Annotated in this window: 13 protein-coding genes, 1 tRNA gene and 1 CRISPR repeat array; of the genes, 6 read left to right on the top strand and 8 right to left on the bottom strand. The window is 49.2% G+C overall.

All coding sequences use genetic code 11. The annotated features are described in order from the left end of the window. Positions 1-29 precede the first annotated feature (29 nt). Positions 30-848 carry a type 1 glutamine amidotransferase gene (locus tag HC352_RS08745; RefSeq protein WP_168918499.1) on the bottom strand — a complete coding sequence of 273 codons (819 nt, stop codon included), beginning with the start codon at positions 846-848 and terminating at the stop codon, positions 30-32. Beyond that, the gene (locus HC352_RS08740) at positions 845-2,206 is read right to left on the bottom strand and encodes a Mur ligase family protein (RefSeq protein ID WP_211080668.1); all 1,362 of its coding nucleotides are present in this window, start codon (positions 2,204-2,206) and stop codon (positions 845-847) included. Before HC352_RS08740 ends, HC352_RS08745 begins: the two co-directional genes overlap by 4 nt. A 353-nt stretch (positions 2,207-2,559) precedes the next feature. On the opposite strand from HC352_RS08740, the gene HC352_RS08735 reads away from it, so the two are divergent. After that, entirely contained in the window at positions 2,560-4,353 is a 1,794-nt protein-coding gene (locus tag HC352_RS08735) for an ATP-binding protein (protein WP_168918498.1), read from the top strand. Between the two features lie 269 nt (positions 4,354-4,622). Here HC352_RS08735 and HC352_RS08730 read toward each other — a convergent pair. Both HC352_RS08730 and HC352_RS08725 read right to left on the bottom strand, forming a co-directional pair. After that, positions 4,623-4,695, bottom strand: a tRNA-Arg gene (locus tag HC352_RS08730). Positions 4,696-4,823: 128 nt separating this feature from the next. Beyond that, on the bottom strand, positions 4,824-6,284 hold the full coding sequence (locus HC352_RS08725; protein ID WP_247645195.1) for an SLC13 family permease: 1,461 nt from the start codon (positions 6,282-6,284) through the stop codon (positions 4,824-4,826). A 271-nt stretch (positions 6,285-6,555) separates the two neighbouring features. Here HC352_RS08725 and HC352_RS08720 point away from each other — a divergent pair, with 271 nt between their 5' ends. The 5 genes from HC352_RS08720 (at position 6,556) to HC352_RS08700 (ending at position 12,106) form a co-directional block, all read left to right on the top strand. Then, positions 6,556-7,014, top strand: coding sequence for a DUF1801 domain-containing protein (locus tag HC352_RS08720; protein ID WP_168918496.1), 459 nt, complete (start codon positions 6,556-6,558; stop codon positions 7,012-7,014). Between the two features lie 54 nt (positions 7,015-7,068). Beyond that, complete coding sequence (locus HC352_RS08715; protein WP_168918495.1) at positions 7,069-7,845, top strand: alpha/beta fold hydrolase; 777 nt, start codon at positions 7,069-7,071, stop codon at positions 7,843-7,845. Between the two features lie 141 nt (positions 7,846-7,986). Further along, positions 7,987-8,739 carry an NYN domain-containing protein gene (locus tag HC352_RS08710; RefSeq protein WP_168918494.1) on the top strand — a complete coding sequence of 251 codons (753 nt, stop codon included), beginning with the start codon at positions 7,987-7,989 and terminating at the stop codon, positions 8,737-8,739. Positions 8,740-8,873: 134 nt separating this feature from the next. Then, positions 8,874-11,036, top strand: coding sequence for a 1,3-beta-galactosyl-N-acetylhexosamine phosphorylase (gene gnpA, locus HC352_RS08705; protein ID WP_168918493.1), 2,163 nt, complete (start codon positions 8,874-8,876; stop codon positions 11,034-11,036). Next, on the top strand, positions 11,033-12,106 hold the full coding sequence (locus HC352_RS08700; protein WP_168918492.1) for a phosphotransferase enzyme family protein: 1,074 nt from the start codon (positions 11,033-11,035) through the stop codon (positions 12,104-12,106). The genes gnpA and HC352_RS08700 overlap by 4 nt, the downstream gene beginning before the upstream one ends. A gap of 176 nt (positions 12,107-12,282) precedes the next feature. Here HC352_RS08700 and HC352_RS08695 read toward each other — a convergent pair whose 3' ends face one another. The 4 genes from HC352_RS08695 to cas9 all read right to left on the bottom strand — a co-directional run bounded on the left by HC352_RS08695 (position 12,283) and on the right by cas9 (position 18,434). After that, positions 12,283-12,468, bottom strand: coding sequence for a DUF7675 family protein (locus HC352_RS08695; RefSeq protein WP_440130161.1), 186 nt, complete (start codon positions 12,466-12,468; stop codon positions 12,283-12,285). A 655-nt stretch (positions 12,469-13,123) separates the two neighbouring features. Then, positions 13,124-13,863: direct repeats of the CRISPR family, unit length 36 nt; unit sequence GCTGGGAGTCAGTTACATAACTCCTTGATAGACTTA. Between the two features lie 50 nt (positions 13,864-13,913). Continuing rightward, positions 13,914-14,234, bottom strand: coding sequence for a CRISPR-associated endonuclease Cas2 (gene cas2 / locus HC352_RS08690; protein ID WP_168918490.1), 321 nt, complete (start codon positions 14,232-14,234; stop codon positions 13,914-13,916). Further along, complete coding sequence (gene cas1, locus HC352_RS08685) at positions 14,227-15,129, bottom strand: type II CRISPR-associated endonuclease Cas1 (protein WP_369801240.1); 903 nt, start codon at positions 15,127-15,129, stop codon at positions 14,227-14,229. Before cas1 ends, cas2 begins: the two co-directional genes overlap by 8 nt. A gap of 20 nt (positions 15,130-15,149) precedes the next feature. Further along, positions 15,150-18,434 (bottom strand): type II CRISPR RNA-guided endonuclease Cas9, encoded by a 3,285-nt coding sequence (cas9, locus tag HC352_RS08680; RefSeq protein WP_168918488.1) that lies wholly within the window; start codon positions 18,432-18,434, stop codon positions 15,150-15,152. Positions 18,435-18,615: the final 181 nt, after the last annotated feature.

Below are 18,615 nucleotides of genomic sequence, written 5' to 3'. Positions count from 1 at the left end.
CCGGGGTGATGGGCCCGGGCCAACGCCGGCTACTGACCGGCGATAAACCGCTCGCGCTCGGCGCGCAAATCAGCCACCCCCGGCACGTCCAGTGGCGCAAGTGCATCCCCGGTAGCCATGGCAATGAGCATATCTGCCAGCTGCGGGTTACGTGCCAAGACCGGGCCGTGCATGTAGGTAGCAAAAACCGATCCTTGCACTGCGCCGTCAATCCGCCGACCATCAACCTCAGTCACATAACCATCAGGCGTGCCAGCCAAAACTAGTTTCGGATCGGGCGTGCGCGAATCGTTAGTACGCGCCGGTGCCACACCCGGAACGCCATTACCAGTACCGAACGTGACCAGCCCAAAAGGCGAAGCATCCGGCCCGAGCGCCGTACCGCCACCATGATTCTCAAAACCATACAGCGTGTCGGTTACCCCGCGGGCAGCCAGCCCCGGCCCAGGTTCGCTCCGCAATTCGCCAATCGCGCGCAATCCTTGGGGGAGAGTGACGACGTCGAGCAGGCCAGCCCCGGCAGTTTTCTTGCCGTCTGCGTCAGTATAGTAAGTGCCGAGCACCTGCAAGGCGGCACAAATCGCCAGCACTGGCCGGCCAGCAGCCACCGCGCGGGCTAGCCCAGAATCGGATGCGAGTTTGCGAGATGCAATGGTTTGGGCAATGTCTTCGCCCCCGCCGAGGGTGTAAATATCGAGCGAGTCCGGGATGGCTTCGTCGATACCTACGTGAACGATTTGCGTATCGATTCCGCGAGCCTGCGCCCGAAACGCCAAAATCTCAGCGTTTCCCGAATCGCCGTATGTGCCTAACACTTCTGGCAGAAGCACTCCAATACGTAAACTCATACCTCATAGCCTCGTTTCCTTAATGCTGCGCGGGTGTCGCGGAATGACGTGTAGTTCAGCAGAACATCAACATCGCCAGGCGGGGTGGCCTGGATGGCGTCCACCGGGTCGGCGATGAAATCGGCTGCTACGCCGGCATAGTGGAGGCGCACGTTGAGATCGGCGCCGCGTTCGCCGCACGCCCAGACCTGCCGAGAGGCGAGTTGAGAGAATTTGACATCCCAAAGCCAGGACAGGTCGACGCCGTCGGCCACTTGCCCGTTGATTCCCACCACGAGGGCCGCGCCGGGGCGAAGCATAGTTAATGATTCTTGCCAGCCGGCCGGGTTTTTCGCCAGCAATAACCGCACGTTTCGCCCATCGATGTTCACGTTCGCGTACCGCCCAGCCACCGACGAAACGCCGGCAATACAGCGAGCGGCGACCTCCGGGTTCACGCCGAGCGCATGGGCTGCGGCGAGTGCTTGGCTCGCATTGGAACGATTTGCGCGGCCCGGAAGATTGACGACGACGTCCGTGGTTCCATCTGGTCCATGCACCTGCATGGGAACACCAGGCTGATAGTTGGACTCTGCCACGCTCCACGACCAGTCCGGGTAGGGGCGCGCAAAGGTTGACGCCTCGGATGTGCCGAGGTCTGCATCAAGACCAACGGCCCGCCACCAAACCTGTGAATCTTGACCCGAAGCTGGCGGAACCTGTGAATCGGAGGTGTGGGCTCGTTCGTCGTCGCCATAAACAATGATGCCGCCGGTGCGCGGCGAGGTGAGCGAATCGCCTGACCAGCCTTGGCCGGCAGCCACCCATACTGGATTATGAGAATCCCAGGCGGCGGAGGTCATGAGTGGATCGTCGATGTTGGCGATCACGGTAGCGTTCGGGTGAGCGTCGATGGCGCTGCGTAACCGGCGTTCGATCGAGGCGATTTCGCCAACGCGATCCAGCTGGTCCCGGCTCAGATTAAGGAAAACGAAAACGTCTGGGTTAACTTCTTGAGCTACGCGCGCCACCCACATTTCATCCACTTCGAGGACGGCGACATCAGCTTTCGGATCCTGCAGGACGGCAGCTAAAACGCCGGGGAGCATATTGTCCCCGCCACGATTGGTTGCCACATTCAGGCCATCGGCGGTGACTGCCTCCGCGATCATTCGCGTGGTGGTGGATTTACCGTTCGTACCTGTAATGACGACTACTTTCATGCGCTGGGTTAAATCGCGCAGGAGATTCGGGGCGATCCGGGAAGCTACCCGGCCGCCGATCATGCCGCCCGAGCCACGGCCTAGCGTGCGCGACGCGGTAGTAGCAAGATGCCCGGCAATCATGCCAGCAGTATTGCGTAAACCAAGAAAAGTCATGAGGCAATTCTACTGTACGCGCACAAAATCTCGCCCAGCGGCAGGGTAGTGCTCTATACGGCACTGCTGTGCCGAATCCCGAGATTTTTGACGGGGCAGCCGGTGAGTGTGGGCTAGTTTGCGCAGATTGGTGGCGAGCGCAGACTGCTAGTGTGGACACGTAGGAGATTTAAACTTTTATACTTTAGCGTCAATAGTTTACACTGTGGATTTCTACTATCGCACTCTAGAGTGATAATTTTACTTTGTAATTACACTCTGAAACATCACGGCCCTACAATACCGCCACTTTTTCCTGATATTGCAAGTGTTTTGCTCTTGCACTCTAGAGTTGAAAAATATATCCTTAAGGCATGAGATGGACAGTGCAAGAGTTAGAAAATCGTCTCAATGACTTTAGGAAATATAGTCGAGATACGACGGATATTGAAGTAAAACAAGCCAGCGAGTTGCCAGATAATCTTTCTAACACAGTGTGTGCCTTCGCAAATATGCCTGAAGGTGGCACCATTATTCTTGGTGTTGCGGAAAATCAAGATTTTGCTATTACTGGTGTGGAAAATGCGCAGGAACTCTTTGATCAAGTTGTTCAGCAGACACGAAATCGTGTTGTACCGGCGCCACAATTAGAGCACCAAATATTAACTGTGGATGACAAAGACGTGTTGATTGTTGAGGTTGTTCCAGTTGCGCTAAAGTGTCGGCCGGTTAAGGCTAGTGGTATTGCATATTTACGGCAGTCAGACGGTGATTTCCGAATGAATGAATCAGATCTAGCTCTCATTGAAATTCAAAAGCTATCGCTTACCGATCAGTATCGATTTGATGTAGCTCCGGTTACGAATTCGAATGTGAAGGATTTAGACTCTGGCAGAATCAAGAATTTTCTTTCTGAAATTCGTGCGTCTAGTGCTCGCTTAGCTAAAGTTGGGGATGATCAAACTTTATTGCATATGCTTAACATTGTTACAGAAGAAGGCCAATTAACATTGGCAGGACTTTATGCTTTGGGTGTTTTCCCACAAGCTAAAGCTCCACAATTGCGGATAACTGCTGCTGTAACTTTGTCGTCGCGTGAAGCTGGTGTGCGCTCGCGAAATAGGCGGGATTTTGATGGTGCTTTGCCGGATTTGCTTGAAGATGCGTTAGCGTGGGTTGAGGCAAATGCGCCACGGCAAAGTCGCTATTCTTCTGATGGAAATATGCGTGATGAATGTGTTTATCCACTAGTTGCAGTTCGTGAGCTCATTGCCAACGCTTTAGTTCATCGAGATCTAAGTCCAAACACAGAAGGTAAGTGGGTTGAAATACGGCTACGTGAGGACAGGTTGGTTATTTCTAACCCGGGTGGTTTACGTGGAGTTTCAGTGGAACAACTTCAAAGCTATACTTTAGCAAAAAATGCGGTGAACCCTAGGCTTTATGATCTGGCTAAGAAAATTCACTCTGAATCTGGCAATAATGTCATTGAAGGAGAAGGCTCGGGAGTCCAAGAAGTATTCCGTGTAACTAGGCAAGCACTGCTTCCCAAGCCATCTCTACAAGATACGGGAGTTCAATTTACTGCAATTTTGTACGCTAAGTCAGTATTTTCGTCAGAAGAAGCGGAATGGTTAGCTGAGGTGGCTGGAAATGAAACTTTGACTGCCACTGAGAAATTGTTACTTGTGAAAATGCGACACGGTCAAAAAATATCGCGTATGCAGATATTGAAAGAATTTGCACCCATCTCTCTAGCCGAAGTAGATCGTGTACTGCGCCGTCTAATTGAATTTAACATGATTGTTCTAGCTGATGACGGAGGGAAAACTGCTGTATATGGCCTAGTGGAGCAGTTGATTGTTAACCTTCATTCGCAGGATAAGGTGGCCTCAGTGAGTTCGGTACACAGTGGACTAAATGCAGATATGCCAGACATAGTTGCTAATAGTCGCCGGGTTACAAAGAATGGCCCAGTTATTGTGCGGGCTTTACGTAGTGTCAGTAAGGGAATGACTTTCGAGGAATTAGTACAGCAGACAGGCTTATCAGAAGGTCAAGTAAGGTATGCGATAAAACTTATGCGAGAGGCTGGGCTAATTACTCAGGTTGGTGGCTGGGGTGTCCGAGATACCAAGTATTATGTGGTTGAAGATAATACGGAATAGCTAGTTTCTTCTCATTAAAGTAGCAAACCTATCCATCTACCTAGACCTGATCATAGGTACTCGTACAAAATCTCGCCCAGCGGCACAGCAGTGCCATATAGAGCACTGCTGTGCCGAATCCCGAGATTTTTTGCCGGGCAACCAACTAGGCCCAGTGGCTACACCCGGCTGGCGGCAACCGCAACTAGCAGGCAATCAACTAGCAACCGGCTGGGTACAACCGGCATAAAAATCGACCCAGCAGGATAATTCACCACTGGGCCGAAGAGCGCGCTCGAAGGGACTCGAACCCCCAACCTTCTGATCCGTAGTCAGACGCTCTATCCATTGAGCTACGAGCGCAGTGTTCGTTGGAACGCCCTCTAGCTTACAACGATTTTCGCCAAGATGCTAACTAAAAAACGTGGTGTAGGAAACACTTAGTTAGGTGTCCGGTGGGCAGCGACCCGCGGCCGCTGCCCAAACCGCTATTAGTAGCCGAAAATCAGCGATCCAACCCATACTGTGAACACGGTGATTAAGGCGATGCCGATGATGTTCAGCCGCATACCGGCCTTCATCATCTGGCGGATCTTGATGAATCCAGAACCGTAGGCAATTGCGTTTGGCGGGGTGGCTACCGGCAACATGAAGGCGCATGTCGCCGCCAATGCCACTGGAATGACGAGTGCTTCAACAGGTGCGCCCATACCGATTGCTACCGCGCCGATGATCGGTAAAAAGGCGGCCGCGGTGGCAGTGTTGGAGGTCATTTCGGTCAGGCCGATGACGAGCGCGGTAACGATCGCCACGATAACTACCAACGGCAGGCCGGCGAGGATTTGGGCGTGATCGCCGATCCACAGTGACAGGCCGGATGAGCCGAACGCGGCGGAAAGCGATAACCCGCCACCGAACAGAATTAGGATGTCCCATGGAATATCTTTCGCAGTATCCCAATCCAGTAATGCGATGCCTTGTTTCGGCTTAGCTGGCGTCACGAAGAGCAGTAGGGAAACGATCATGGCGATGCCGGAATCGTTAATCGGAGTTTCAGGCCAGATGACCGGCAGGAAAATCCACGCCAATCCGGCGCCAACAAAAATCACACCTACCATTATTTCTTGCACTGTCATCTTGCCCATCGCAGCAAGTTCGCGCTGAATAATTGCTTTTCCGCCAGGAATCTCGTCAATTTCTGGCTTGTAGATGCGAACCAGCACTGCCCATGCGACAAGTAGGAACGTCCATGCCATTGGCGCAGCGAAGAGCATCCACTGTCCAAAACTCAAGGTAATTCCGTGGGTTTCTTGGAGGTAGGCGCGTAGGAGAACGTTCGGCGGGGTTCCGATCAGGGTGGATAGAGAAGCAATTGAAGCTGAGTAGGCGATTCCGAGCATGAGAGCGGTCGCGAATTTCGGGTAGCGCAAGGTGGGGTTGGCGCCGTCGTCGGAAACGTTCCCAACTGTGTTCAAGATTGACAGGCCGATCGGCAGCATCATCACGGCGGTGGCGGTGTTTGATACCCACATGGAGAGGAAGCCGGTGGCGATCATGAAGCCGAGGATGAGGCGCTTTGGGCGGGTGCCAACGAGTAGTACCGTGATAAGGGCGATGCGGCGTTGCAGGTTCCAACGTTGCATGGTGAGTGCGAGGAAGAATCCACCCATGAAGAGGAAGATGGTGTCTGAAGCGTAGGGCGCGGCCGCGGCTTTGATGGGGACGACGTCGAACGCCGGGAACGCAATAAGTGGGAGGAGTGCGGTTGCGGGCAGGGGTATTGCTTCGGTCATCCACCACAGGCCCATGACGACGGCGATCGCGGCGGTGATGGCGAGATCGTGCCGGGTAACAGTCATGTCTTTGGCGGCGAATGTTTCGCGTAGCTGGTCGGAGATGGCGTCTGGGAAGATGAAGTAGATGAGTGCTCCTAGGAGGAGTCCGCCGACCACGGGAAGGAAGTGGCGGATGAGCGTATTTCCAATTTCGGGTTGGGCTTGTGAGCCTGCGGAAATGGCGGTGCTTTTGTGGGTGATTGGGGTGCGCATGGGGTCCTCCAGTTTTTGTCTTAAGGAGTGCTAGCAGGTCGTCATAGGAAAACTGTAACCCACATCATAGGACTTTGGTACTGATTTTAGGAAAGTTATTAAAGGTCATACATCTGATTAGTTGCAAAATGCTATAACGTGACTATTGTTGAGAACGAGCAAATTAGGGCTACCTATGAAACGATGGAAGGTATCTGGCGATCATTCAATGACGTATGGCAAGGGGGAGTGGATGCGAATCGGACCAGCTTGCTCATTTGGCAAGCCGGTTACCGTCCCCGAATTTCTTGCCCGACTCCCCGAAACAATCGCCCCTGATGCCGCCGAACTCGCCCATATTTTTTGCGACGTTACCGGCCACGAACCCATCATGTGGGGGCCGGCTATCGTCGGCTATGGGGAAACGAATCCCGGTGCAAAACCCGACTGCCTGTGCGACGGTCTAGAAATCGGCTTCGCGGCACGTCCCGATCGTCTCTTTCTATATTTGCGACACTATGCGAGCTATTATGAAGAATTTTCGACCCGTCTAGGCAATGTTCATTGTGGCCGAGCGTGTATTTCATTTGCTTCGCTTGCCGACGTCGATCGTGCGGTTTTGCGCGAACTGCTCACGTATGCCTGGCACGGGTAATCGGGGGCGAGTAATATGTGCGGCGTAAGTCGTGCTGGTATTTAAGGATTGATCGTGCGTTTATCTGTGACGGAAACTGGACAGAACGTAACCGGCATTATTGTTGCTTTTCACGGCGTTACTGATAGCGGAGCATCCCTTGCTGATCTGACCATTTATTTTGGGGACACATGGCAGGTGGTATTAGTTGATTCTCTAGGGCACGGTTTTTCTGAGCGGTTTTCCGACGACGATCTGCGCGATCCGTTCACTGCCTCATGTGAAGCTGCCAGTGCCGTCGTCAAACGATACGCGGCGCAAGCTGAAAGCGGACGAGTGGTGATGATCGGCCATTCGATGGGTGGCGCGATTGCCGCGTGGGTGGCAGTGAATTACCCGGATTTGGTGGCTGGGGTGGTGTTAGAAGATCCGGCGATTTTGACCGCCTGCCAGGCAGACCATTATCGGGAAGCTGCGCCGGAGTTAGCTGCTGGGGTGCGTGGGTTGTGTGCTGATCCAGGGCAGGCGTTGACGGATATTCGCGTCGCGCATCCGGCGTGGTCGGCGTGTGAGTGTGCTGGATGGGTGCAGGGGAAAACCCAAGTGGATATGCGCCTGGTTGAAAGTGGTGTGGTTGGGACAACGGACGAGAGTTTGTTTGACAAACTATCCGTACCGACGTTGCTTGTAGCCGGGGATAGGGACAATATTTTGTTCGACGTCGAACGGCTTGCGAGTATCACTAATCCGGCAATTACTGTGGAACGTATCGCTGGGGCGAGCCATTGTGTGCGCCGCGATCAGCCGGAAAAGTTCTATGACGCAGTGGATCGATGGATGAGTAATCAATAGTTGACCAGATGGACTTAATACTTGCTTTTGGGGCGGAAATAAAGTAGCTTATTTGCATAAGGAGCTCCTGCCGTTGACCATCCACCTATAAGGATAGTGCCGATGACAGGAGCATATCTTTGATGAAATGGGATAGTAACAATGGGGTTACAACGGCGAACGTTAACTCATGCTACCCGGCCAATCGTGACTGCAATATTGGTCGATGGTGGCTTTTATCGAAGAAGGGCTTATTCGCTTTTTGGCGATAAGACGGAAAAAGATCGTGCAGATGAACTTTTGAAATATTGCCACCGGCACATATCCAAATCTCGTAGCAGTCTTTACCGAATTTTTTACTATGACTGCCCGCCGTCGGATAAAGTTTTTTATCATCCGCTTTTAAAGAAACAAGTTGATCTTCGCAAAACTGACAAGTACCGATGGAGTACAAACTTTTTCGAAGAACTTACGAAGAAACGAAAAGTAGCTCTTCGTCTAGGGGAAGAGCTGGAAACACAGAGTGGTTATCGACTAAGACCTGTAATCCTAAAAAAGTTACTTGCAGGCAGAATAGCTATCGAAGACTTATCTGAGAGAGATTTCGAGCTTGATATTGTGCAAAAGGATGTTGATATGAGAATTGGACTTGATATTGCCTCTCTTGCTGAACGACAGTTTGCCAATCAAATTATTATGATTTCGGGAGATTCTGATTTTGTGCCTGCTGCTAAGCATGCTCGACGGTCGGGAATAGACTTTATTCTTGATCCGATGTGGGCCAAAATCGCTCCAAGTCTAAGTGAACATGTGGATGGGATTCGGCAGTGTGTTCTTCCTCCTCCGGACAACCTTGACGATCCGTTACATGTGAAAGTTGATAGCGAAGAGGCTGATTTCGACGACGAAGCATAGGTTTATTTTGTGCTACGATTTTTGCAGTTGTGGAGTGTCATCGTGGACTCTCCAAGCCAGTCGCTGATCGTTCCACTGGCACAGCTGAGGGATGCTTATACCTTGCCGTGAGTACCTGTTATGAGGGAGTAAATATGAGCGTTGGTCGCTTTACTATACCTACCGAAGAAAACTTTATTCAGCAGTCCACTGAGTTAGCCGAAAAATGGGGTGCGGATGCTATCCGTAATTCAGACGGCACCCACCTCGATGACGACGTCATCAACATGGGCAAACGTATATATTCGGCATATTTCCCTAACCGCGGTCACAACTATTTTATGAAAGATCATATGGACTGCGTGCCCATGGTCTACCTGATGTCGGAACGTACCCGCGCCACGGACACCACGGTTGATGTGCCGTTGATGGTCACCTATTTTGCCGAGCAGCTCACCATTAACCGGGACGCTGCGCCGCAACGTTTCTGGGAAGTTATTGACCGTACTTCCGGTGAAGTCCTGCCCATCGACCAGTGGGAGCTCGATCCGCACACCGACGTCGTTCATATTCACAACGCTCATCCGATGCACGAATACACCGTGACATTCTTGGCGTACGTCATTTGGGATCCGGTGCAGATGTACAACCACATCACCAACGATTGGGGCGATAAGGAACACGAAATCGCGTTCGATCCACGTCACCCGGAAATCCAAGATTTTATGCTGAACACCTTGGATAAGTGGTTGGTGGATAACCCGCATGTCGACGTCGTTCGCTTCACTACGTTCTTCTACCAGTTCATGCTGATTTTCAACAACGAACGCAAAGAAAAGATCGTGGACTGGACTGGTTTTGCGGTGACGGTTTCGCCGCGTGCGCTCGATGAGTTCGAACGTGAGTATGGTTATCGGATGCGTCCAGAACACTTCGTCGACGGCGGCTCCTACGGTTCCTCCTTCGTCTACCCCAGCAAAGAACAACGCGACTGGCTTGATTTCACCGCCAATTTCGTCCACTCATTAATGAAACAAATGGTTGAGCGAGTTCAAGCCGCTGGCAAAGAAGCCATGATGTTCCTCGGCGACCAGTGGATCGGCACAGAACCATACAGTTCAACATTCCCGAATGTGGGTATGGATGCGATCGTAGGTTCGGTAGGTGACGGCACCACCACCCGCATGATCGCTGACATTAAGGGCGTTAAGTATCACGAGGGTCGTTTCTTGCCGTACTTCTTCCCGGATTCGTTCTATGAGGGTGCTGATCCGTCTATCGAAGCGTGGGATAATTGGCGCAAAGCCCGGCGTGCTATTTTACGTTCGCCACTTGAGCGCATGGGGTACGGTGGCTACCTGTCTTTGGCAGCGAAGTTCCCGAAGTTCGTCGACGACGTAGCAACAATTGCGAACGAATTCCGCGATATTTATGACAAGTGTAGTGGCAAGGGTGCGCAAACACAATTGACCGTGGCGCTGTTGGATGCGTGGGGTGCTCGCCGATCCTGGCAAGAGTTTACAGTCGCCCACGCATTGCCGAACAAGTACAACCGTTCGTTCTACGGTATTCTTGAAGCTCTTTCTGGTATGCGAGTCAACGTACGTTTCTTGAGTTTCGACGACGTCCTCGCCAACGGTATTGACCCGGAGATTGACGTTATTATTAACGCCGGTCCGCAAGGAACCGCATACTCGGGTGCGCAAGCCTGGAAGAATCCGCAACTGGTTTCGCTTATCCGTTCGTGGGTAAGCTCCGGCAAGGGATTTGTGGGAGTTGGCCAGCCGAGCGCCGTCGAACATGGTGGACGTTATTTCCAACTTGCGGATATCCTCGGCGTCGATCAAGAAATCTACCGTAGCCTCAACGTCGACAAATACTGGCCTGACCTGACGGAAGATCATTTTGTTATCCAAGATATTCCGCGCGAAAGCCTCGATTTTGGTGAAGCGGTAATAAACACCTTCCCAATTTCGGAGGAAACAACCGTGATTTCTGGGCTTGACGGGCAGGTTCAGCTCGCAGTTAATACGTACGACGACGGGCGAGGCGTCTATCTTTCTGGTCTGCCATATTCGGCGCTGAATGCACGGTTGCTAGAGCGCGCCTTGTTCTATGCGGCACATAAGGAAGACCAGTATGCTGTTTGGGGCTCATCAAACCCCGAATGTGAAGTCGCCTATTTTGCGGATAAGAACATCTATGCTGTAATGAATAATTCCGAGAAGCCACAACAAACCGTGGTCAGCTTGCCAAGGGGTCAGAGTGAGAACTTTGATTTGGCGCCTTCGGCAATCGTATGGAAGGAATTGGCATGAATGACGTTATAGATATTGCACGTCAGTTCCGTATTTCTGGGGATATTACATCGTGTGATCGCTGGGGTGATGGTCATATTAACCGCACCTATCGAGTAACAACCGATAGTGCTGACTATATTGTTCAGCAGATTAATACGACAGTGTTTACCGACGTCGATAGTTTGATGAATAACATCAAACTTGTTACGGAACATTTGGTGAAAAAAGGCAAAGAGACGTTGGAGATTATTCCGACGCTCGATGGCGCGCTTTACTTAAAGCATGGCGATGAGTTCTTCCGAATGTATCGGTATATCGATAATTCGCGCTCCTACAGTTTGGCAACCTCGCCAGATATGGTTCGTTCAGTTGCTGCTACGTTTGGTCAATTCCAGCGCGATTTGGCGGATTTCGATGCTACTATGTTGACTGAAACGATTCCGTTCTTCCACCACACTCCGACTCGATACCAGAACTTGTTGACGTCGATCGAAAAAGATACGGCTGGGCGAGTGGCTGATGTGCCAGACGAGATCGCGTTCTTTATGGAGCGGGCCGCTGAGTATTCGCGTGTGACAGACCTGATGGCTAGCGGGGAGATTCCCTCTCGCGTCACCCATAATGACACCAAGATCAACAACATCTTGCTTGATGCAGATACCGGCGAAGCCCGAGCAGTGATCGATCTTGACACCGTCATGCCCGGTTCCTTACTCTACGATTTCGGCGATGCGCTACGTACCGGCGCTGCCCTTGCCGATGAAGACGAAAAAGATCGTTCGAAAGTAGGTTTCAGCCTCGATCTTTACACCGCATACTGCGAAGGTTTCATCCCGGCTTTGCGGGAAACTCTCACTCCCGCTGAACTCGACTTGTTTGCTTTTTCGGCGAAGTTGATGACGGCGGAATGTGGTATGCGGTTCTTAACCGATTACCTCGACGGCGATATTTACTTTGCTACTGACTATCCGGAACACAATCTAGTCCGTGCCCGTAACCAGATCGCTTTGGTTGCAGATATTGAACGCAAATATGAACAGATGTGTGCGATAGCTGATCGGGTCTACGACGGGGCGGAGAGGAAGTAGAACGAAAGTGGCAGGCCGTCGTCGTCAATCAAGAACGATTTTTCGACGACGGTGAGTTTCCCTGCTACTGTTAGAAATGAAGCCCATACTGAGCCGAGCAATCGTAGCTCGGGTATCGGTATGGTCTTCGTGTATTGATCGATATCTCGGCTTGCTGTGGGGGATGTTAAGGCGTTTTATAAGCGATCAGAAAAGAAGTCATACCAGTGCGGCAACTGCCTTTTAATAATTTCTATCTGTTCTTGCGTAAAATCATGGGGAAAAGAACGGAACAATGAGAACGCTGTTTTCTTATCGAAAGTGACACCGCCATTGTCAAACAACAGCATGCCATCGTCATCAATAAACGACACCTGCCACACTTGCCGTTTTCACCGTCTGGCAAAGGCTGTTGCTCTGCATCGCATAAAAATGACCTATTTGACATGGCTCTTAGCCCCTTTATCTGGCTGACTGGTCAAGCATTAAATAAACCAATTGATTGTTCAAACCTTGAGTAATTTTGCAACGATTCTACATCAACAAGATGCGACTCAGCTGCTCCCGCAATGTAGCGGGAAGCGATTTGTCTCCTTGTAGTGAAGCCTTTGAAAGAGAATATAAATCCATAACGCATTTAATAATGCACAAAGGAAGAGTGCCGCATTGAGAAACCGGTATCCACTATGTCGGCAGGGTGGGTAGGCGTGATGATCGTATTAGAATCGGGAACATTGAGAAAGTAAACTAAGACCAAAGGCGGTGTTTGCTTGGGGTTAAGGGCGTTCACTTGGAGTTAATTTAGAAAACAGAAAACTCATACCGTCAGCCGAGCTACAATTGCTCGGAACGTATATGAGTTCCAAATAAAATTTACACCAAGCGCGAAGATAATTGCGCTTGAAAAGAAGATGATTGTGCTTGAAAATAGGAGCGATTTGGTTGGGGCGTTCCAAGAATGTATCTTCGCTAGTGTTGGGATCTGGCTGCGTAATTCCTTAAGGGGCTTACGCGCCTTTTCGTTGATTTGTTGCGGTTGCTGGGAGTCAGTTACATAACTCCTTGATAGACTTAAGTATCACGCGTGGAACCCCTAGAATAGGCTGGGAGTCAGTTACATAACTCCTTGATAGACTTAAGACGCTGTAAACCTAACTATTTTCGCCGCTGGGAGTCAGTTACATAACTCCTTGATAGACTTAGCGCCAATCTGTTCGATAGCTTCTTCTAGCTGGGAGTCAGTTACATAACTCCTTGATAGACTTAGAACTTTTGTGCGATGCCTGAAAGAGTGGCTGGGAGTCAGTTACATAACTCCTTGATAGACTTATGGGCTTTGCCGATCCTGTTATCGTTAGGCTGGGAGTCAGTTACATAACTCCTTGATAGACTTACAACGTCCGGGATTTCCCAGATACCGCGGCTGGGAGTCAGTTACATAACTCCTTGATAGACTTAGATCGAAATGCAACAAGTGCAAGGCCAGGCTGGGAGTCAGTTACATAACTCCTTGATAGACTTAAGCTTCTGCTTCTGGTTCGCGCCGCAGCGCTGGGAGTCAGTTACATAACTCCTTGATAGACTTACGGCACGTTCAGTAAGCCAGGGTGGCGTGCTGGGAGTCAGTTACATAACTCCTTGATAGACTTAATCGAGTATTCGCATGGAGCTGTTCAGGGCTGGGAGTCAGTTACATAACTCCTTGATAGACTTAGACGATGCCAGAGCAGCTAAAATCGAGGGCTGGGAGTCAGTTACATAACTCCTTGATAGACTTAAGGAGTTAGTGTTTGGGGCACTATTTCAACAAAAAATGGTGCCCCAAACACTAAAAAATCATTAATTGCTGGGGAGCTTCTTCTGGTTTTTCTTCAATTGCATTAGCAAAACGAAATGCTTTGGACCATTGTCTATCGCTGATGTGAACAATCCTAACCTCGCCACCAGGCGGAAGATTAGCTTTGATTCCCTTGACTAGACGAGTACCAATAAGCCCTGTGGGGGAGTAGTGTACGTAAACACTATATTGCACACGAGAAAAACCAATATCTAACAAATAATTTCGAAATGACGAATACTCACGTTTTTGTGAAGCTGTTTTCGTTGGTAAGTCAAACATTACAAGACACCACATGGGATCACTACTCATCTGTGATGCCTAAGGTCATAATAGGCGACCACACATTAACCAATAGCTTCTGTGGATCCCCTTCGATTAATTGTCCTAAACGTTGAGCAAGAGCTGTCATTTCAGTTGGAATGGAATTCCCAGTCTGTCCGAAAGTGGAATGTGCAACCTCAACGATAGCTCTGCGAATGTCAGGACTTTCAATTGATTCACCGGAAAACTCTGATGCGATACACGCATCTATCGCAGGGCGAAATGGCTCAATAATGTCATCTGCAAGTGCAAAATAATTGGAACGCCCATGATGAAACAACCCAATAGTTGGCGATAAACCTGCGCTAAAAACCGCCCGTATCGCGTGACCTCTAAGAATTGTATAACCGTAGTCAAGCATTGAGTTACTTGGAAGAACTTGATCCCGTATTCCCGGCTGCCGTTTAAATCCTTCATCACCCCACAAATATTGCCAATAAGATCTTGCCGCTTGACCTTCAACATTAGAAGTATCACCAGATCGTACATTTTTTGATAGGTTACGCAGTAAGGAGCCCCCGGGACGTGAACAGTAGTCAAGCACGGCCGCTTGACCTAAAATTTTTGCCTTTACGATACGAGCCCAGGTCGATTTTCTTTTTGGCTCCGAGAGAGAAGCTTGGGCACGATGGCGAGCACCTACTCGGCTATGATCGCTCCATCCAAAAGAACCACCATAGGGAACGCCCTTCCAATCACAAAAAATAACTGCAACATCATCTTCTAAGAGACGGTGCATAGCTCCGGCAGATAGTTTTGTGCCAACGCCAATAAGAACGACACTAACATCAGCTGTTGGGACAGTCAGATCTAATTCATCATTTTTAACCGACAACGCTCCACGAACAGCTGAGATAGAGCCCCTGAACTGACTAAAGTCCAAGGACCTCCATCTTTCAGTAGTTAGACCTGCCATGATGATGGAAGATGTGAACTACTGGTATTCCGAATGTTTCCTAAAGTAGTTCTTCGGATGACGCGTACTTGAGCTTTGCTAAATACGACATTGATTTCTGGACGCCACCCAGCTTTAGCAATAATGTCGTGGCTACCTGAAGTAAAGTTGTCATTGAGGCCTTCGCTAGAAAGCTTGACTGGTCGCAAACGTAGTTTTGAAGGAGAGTCGAATCCAACTAGCTTAAAACGTGTCAACCCAGGGAAATCCTCAAATAATTCACCTATAGCGCCTTTGGCGAAGGCCTTAGGATCTGACGGAATGATTTCAATTTCATCCCCAGCAACAACCCAACCAAGATACTCAGCAGTTCCATCAGCCAATGCCTGCTTAATTTTTGGCGCAGCAGTTCTTATTGAAATAGATTCCGGAGGAAGGACAACATTAAATAAATCCTCATGGCGGTGTTTATGAAGATCTACTGCGAAAACTCGTACCATCGCATAGGAGATCTTCTTTCCGTTGATACGGTAAATGCGAGCATGGTGAATAGTATTACCAATTTCTGCATAACCTCCGCGTACCGAAAGTAGTGCTGCCTTAGTTCGGAACAACTCCAGTTCATCATCAGCAGTATAGTAGACATCTTTGACTCGTATAGTTCGCTCAGGATTTTCTGGAAGACCATCCTTTTGGTCAAAATCAGAACAACGAGTTAATGCTAGCCACATTTGTGGGGTTGAAGCCTTGTCGATATCTTCGAATGACCATGCGTCACCAAGGCGTTTCTTGCCAAACTTATGGATAGTGGCATCATGAGCAGTACCATTTCCAAGACGTAAACGAAGATCTTCCATAATTGGAATCGAATCAGAGCGCAGTGCCTCGTTGAACAGAACTAACAGACGATTCATAGAGTTAAGCCACTTACCATAGGAAATACGATGAGTTTCATCCTTTCCTCGGTACTCTTTCCAGGTGAATCGTTCACGAGTAAGTTGCTGGTACTCTCGTAAATTAATGCGCTCAGCCAACACCTGTGCAACATAAGGAGACATTAGTGCGATAGTGCAAGCATCCATAGCATGATGACGTCGATCCAATCGTGTTTTTCCACGATCGCCTATCATCTCTACTTGCATTTCAAAGCCAGAAGCCTTGCGAGCTTCTGACGTTATCATTCCCTTAAAAACGTTAACTTTTGTATCGGAACCTGTAGACAAATAATGAGACTCAATACGATGGCGAAGCTCTCTCGCCATCCAAGCAACTGATTCGATAGAGCGTGAATCAAGTTCGTCATCTTCGGTAACTCGACCAAGTCGCATAATGATATCACGCTTAAACTGGTTCCATTGTTTTGGTGATAAGCCGTCATCCTTAATCCAGAACGTGATTCTATCCTTTGCTTTTTCAAATGAGATATTAGGGTTGTTCTGTTCTTTAGCCCATAAGTTAAACAACCTATTTCCCTTGCTATGGTTACAAGAACGGCAGGTAGCCAATAAATTGGATCGACTATTTGTAGAGCCTTGTCCCTTTCGTGGAACAATATGATCCATTTCGCAAGTTCCCAGAGAAATAGTTGTACCACAATACGCGCATGCCCCATTTTGGCGCTTAACGGCCAAGTAGCGGGTAATATCTGCGGAACGGACAGGTCCACTAATGTCATTATCTTTTTGTATTTTGGCGATAATCATTTGATTGCGCTTGAAGCGCTGTCCAACTTCACGTTCATATTCACGAGCCATAGCTTCGGAACCAAATCCACCGCGAATATGCTCGATATTTACTGTGGCTGGAACTCCCCATTTGTCGGTAACATTCATTAACCAGCGGTTAACAATTTTAAGAACTCTATCAACTCCAGGATTGCCAACTGGATCGCCTATAGGGGCAGCTGATGGGCGCCAATCATCAGGCACATCAAACTCTAATTTGCGTGCGGTGAAAAGATCAACGCCATCGTTAAGCATCCGCCGAGACAAGCGTTGAAGTGAATCTACCGAATAAGCCGCTCTTCCGGCGGGAAGACTAATTGTTGATAGTTTTTCTAATTCTGTGTCTGCTAAAGAAGTCAAGAAGTCATGAACTTCTTCTGCTCCTGGGGAATCATCGGTAATCTCTGATGAATTCGACATCTCGTTAATCAGTGTAGACCGAGTATCTAGATCTGCATTCTTCCAAAAAGCAATAAGCGGTTTTAGCTTAGACTCAAGTATGCGTTGATTTGTTGTGTTAGTTGGTGGGATCAAATAAGGGCGATCACCATCTGGGCCAGGTGAAGCTGTTCCAGATAAACAATCTCTAGAAATCTCTAATTTGGTAGCAACGTCATCCCATGTAACAGAATCTTCAGCAGAAGCATTCATTAAATATGTAACAACTGTATCCATCTCATCGCGGGTAAGCTTACGGATACTTCCTGTCTCAAGATCTTTGATACGTAGATTTGCTACTACTGAAACAATTCGGAACTCCTGGAATGCAGGATGCGCCTTTTCGGCACGGAACTTGTCGTGCTGGCCTGGAAGTTCATCCTTCCCGGCACGTTTTGCGGAACTTCCTTTAGGAGATTCGGCAGCGAACACATGATCAATAACGTCATTAATAAAAGAGGAATCCAATCCTTGAACTTCGCCAATTTTACGAATCTCATTTGCGTTATCTGACTGGCGAAGTTTTCCACCGAGGATTCCTTCAGGACCACGTATCTTTCGCATATCTGAGATAACTTCAGTGATTATTTCTGCAGGTGTCGCATCTTCATCTAGTACGACTCCGGTTTCTTCAATCAGTCTATTTTTGAGGTTATTCAATTCCTCTGAAGGCGGTGTTGGCAGATGCAGTGATTCTACTCGTGAATAAGGATTACGCCATCCCCGATGGCGGGCTATATGCCGTATCGCAACGGAAAAAAGTTCAGGTAGTTCTTCTTGTGCAACAGGCTCAGAAACCAGTTGAGCGCGAGCATGCCACGGAAAGTGAGGATCGTCGAACTCTTCAAGGTTTGGGCAAGGATATCCATGGGATTGTAGGAAAACATCAAGAGCACGGAGACGTTGTTTTCTCCGTCGAATGAGTCTACGTGTTCGACGGGCCACTCCCGAGACAGCTAACCGAGTCGCTGCTGTTTTGCGATTTTGTGGATCCACGCCACCATCATGCGTAAAAACTACAGAATTAAGGATTTTCGACGGCAAATTATCTGGCCCAATTTCTATAGCGGCTAAACCCACTGAATTAGTGCCAACATCAATACCTACACGAAAATTAATAACATCAGACATGACACTATTATGGCAAAAATATTCGGGCCGTGTTGAAAAACACAGCCCGAATATAAAACCGGAAACCGGTGGAGCATTCAACTCTACAAACATGGTAGAGCTTACTGAGAAATCAGTTACACACCCATCATATTTTGGCGTATGTCAACTGTCAATCCTTTTCTCCAGATGGTCTAGCAGA

The organism is Arcanobacterium buesumense, from assembly GCF_012563545.1.
GTDB classification, from domain to species: domain Bacteria; phylum Actinomycetota; class Actinomycetes; order Actinomycetales; family Actinomycetaceae; genus Arcanobacterium; species Arcanobacterium buesumense.
Note: the sequence above shows the minus strand (reverse complement) of the source record. Positions and strands in the feature narration are given on the sequence as shown.

Bases quoted from the DNA above. Each gene is read 5' to 3' on its own strand.
- HC352_RS08735 (WP_168918498.1), top strand. From the start codon at position 2,560: ATGAGATGGACAGTGCAAGAGTTAGAAAATCGTCTCAATGACTTTAGG.
- HC352_RS08720 (WP_168918496.1), top strand. From the start codon at position 6,556: ATGAAACGATGGAAGGTATCTGGCGATCATTCAATGACGTATGGCAAG.
- gnpA (WP_168918493.1), top strand. From the start codon at position 8,874: ATGAGCGTTGGTCGCTTTACTATACCTACCGAAGAAAACTTTATTCAG.
- cas9 (WP_168918488.1), bottom strand. From the start codon at position 18,434: ATGTCTGATGTTATTAATTTTCGTGTAGGTATTGATGTTGGCACTAAT.
- HC352_RS08700 (WP_168918492.1), top strand. From the start codon at position 11,033: ATGAATGACGTTATAGATATTGCACGTCAGTTCCGTATTTCTGGGGAT.
- HC352_RS08740 (WP_211080668.1), bottom strand. From the start codon at position 2,206: ATGACTTTTCTTGGTTTACGCAATACTGCTGGCATGATTGCCGGGCAT.
- HC352_RS08745 (WP_168918499.1), bottom strand. From the start codon at position 848: ATGAGTTTACGTATTGGAGTGCTTCTGCCAGAAGTGTTAGGCACATAC.
- cas2 (WP_168918490.1), bottom strand. From the start codon at position 14,234: ATGAGTAGTGATCCCATGTGGTGTCTTGTAATGTTTGACTTACCAACG.
- HC352_RS08710 (WP_168918494.1), top strand. From the start codon at position 7,987: ATGGGGTTACAACGGCGAACGTTAACTCATGCTACCCGGCCAATCGTG.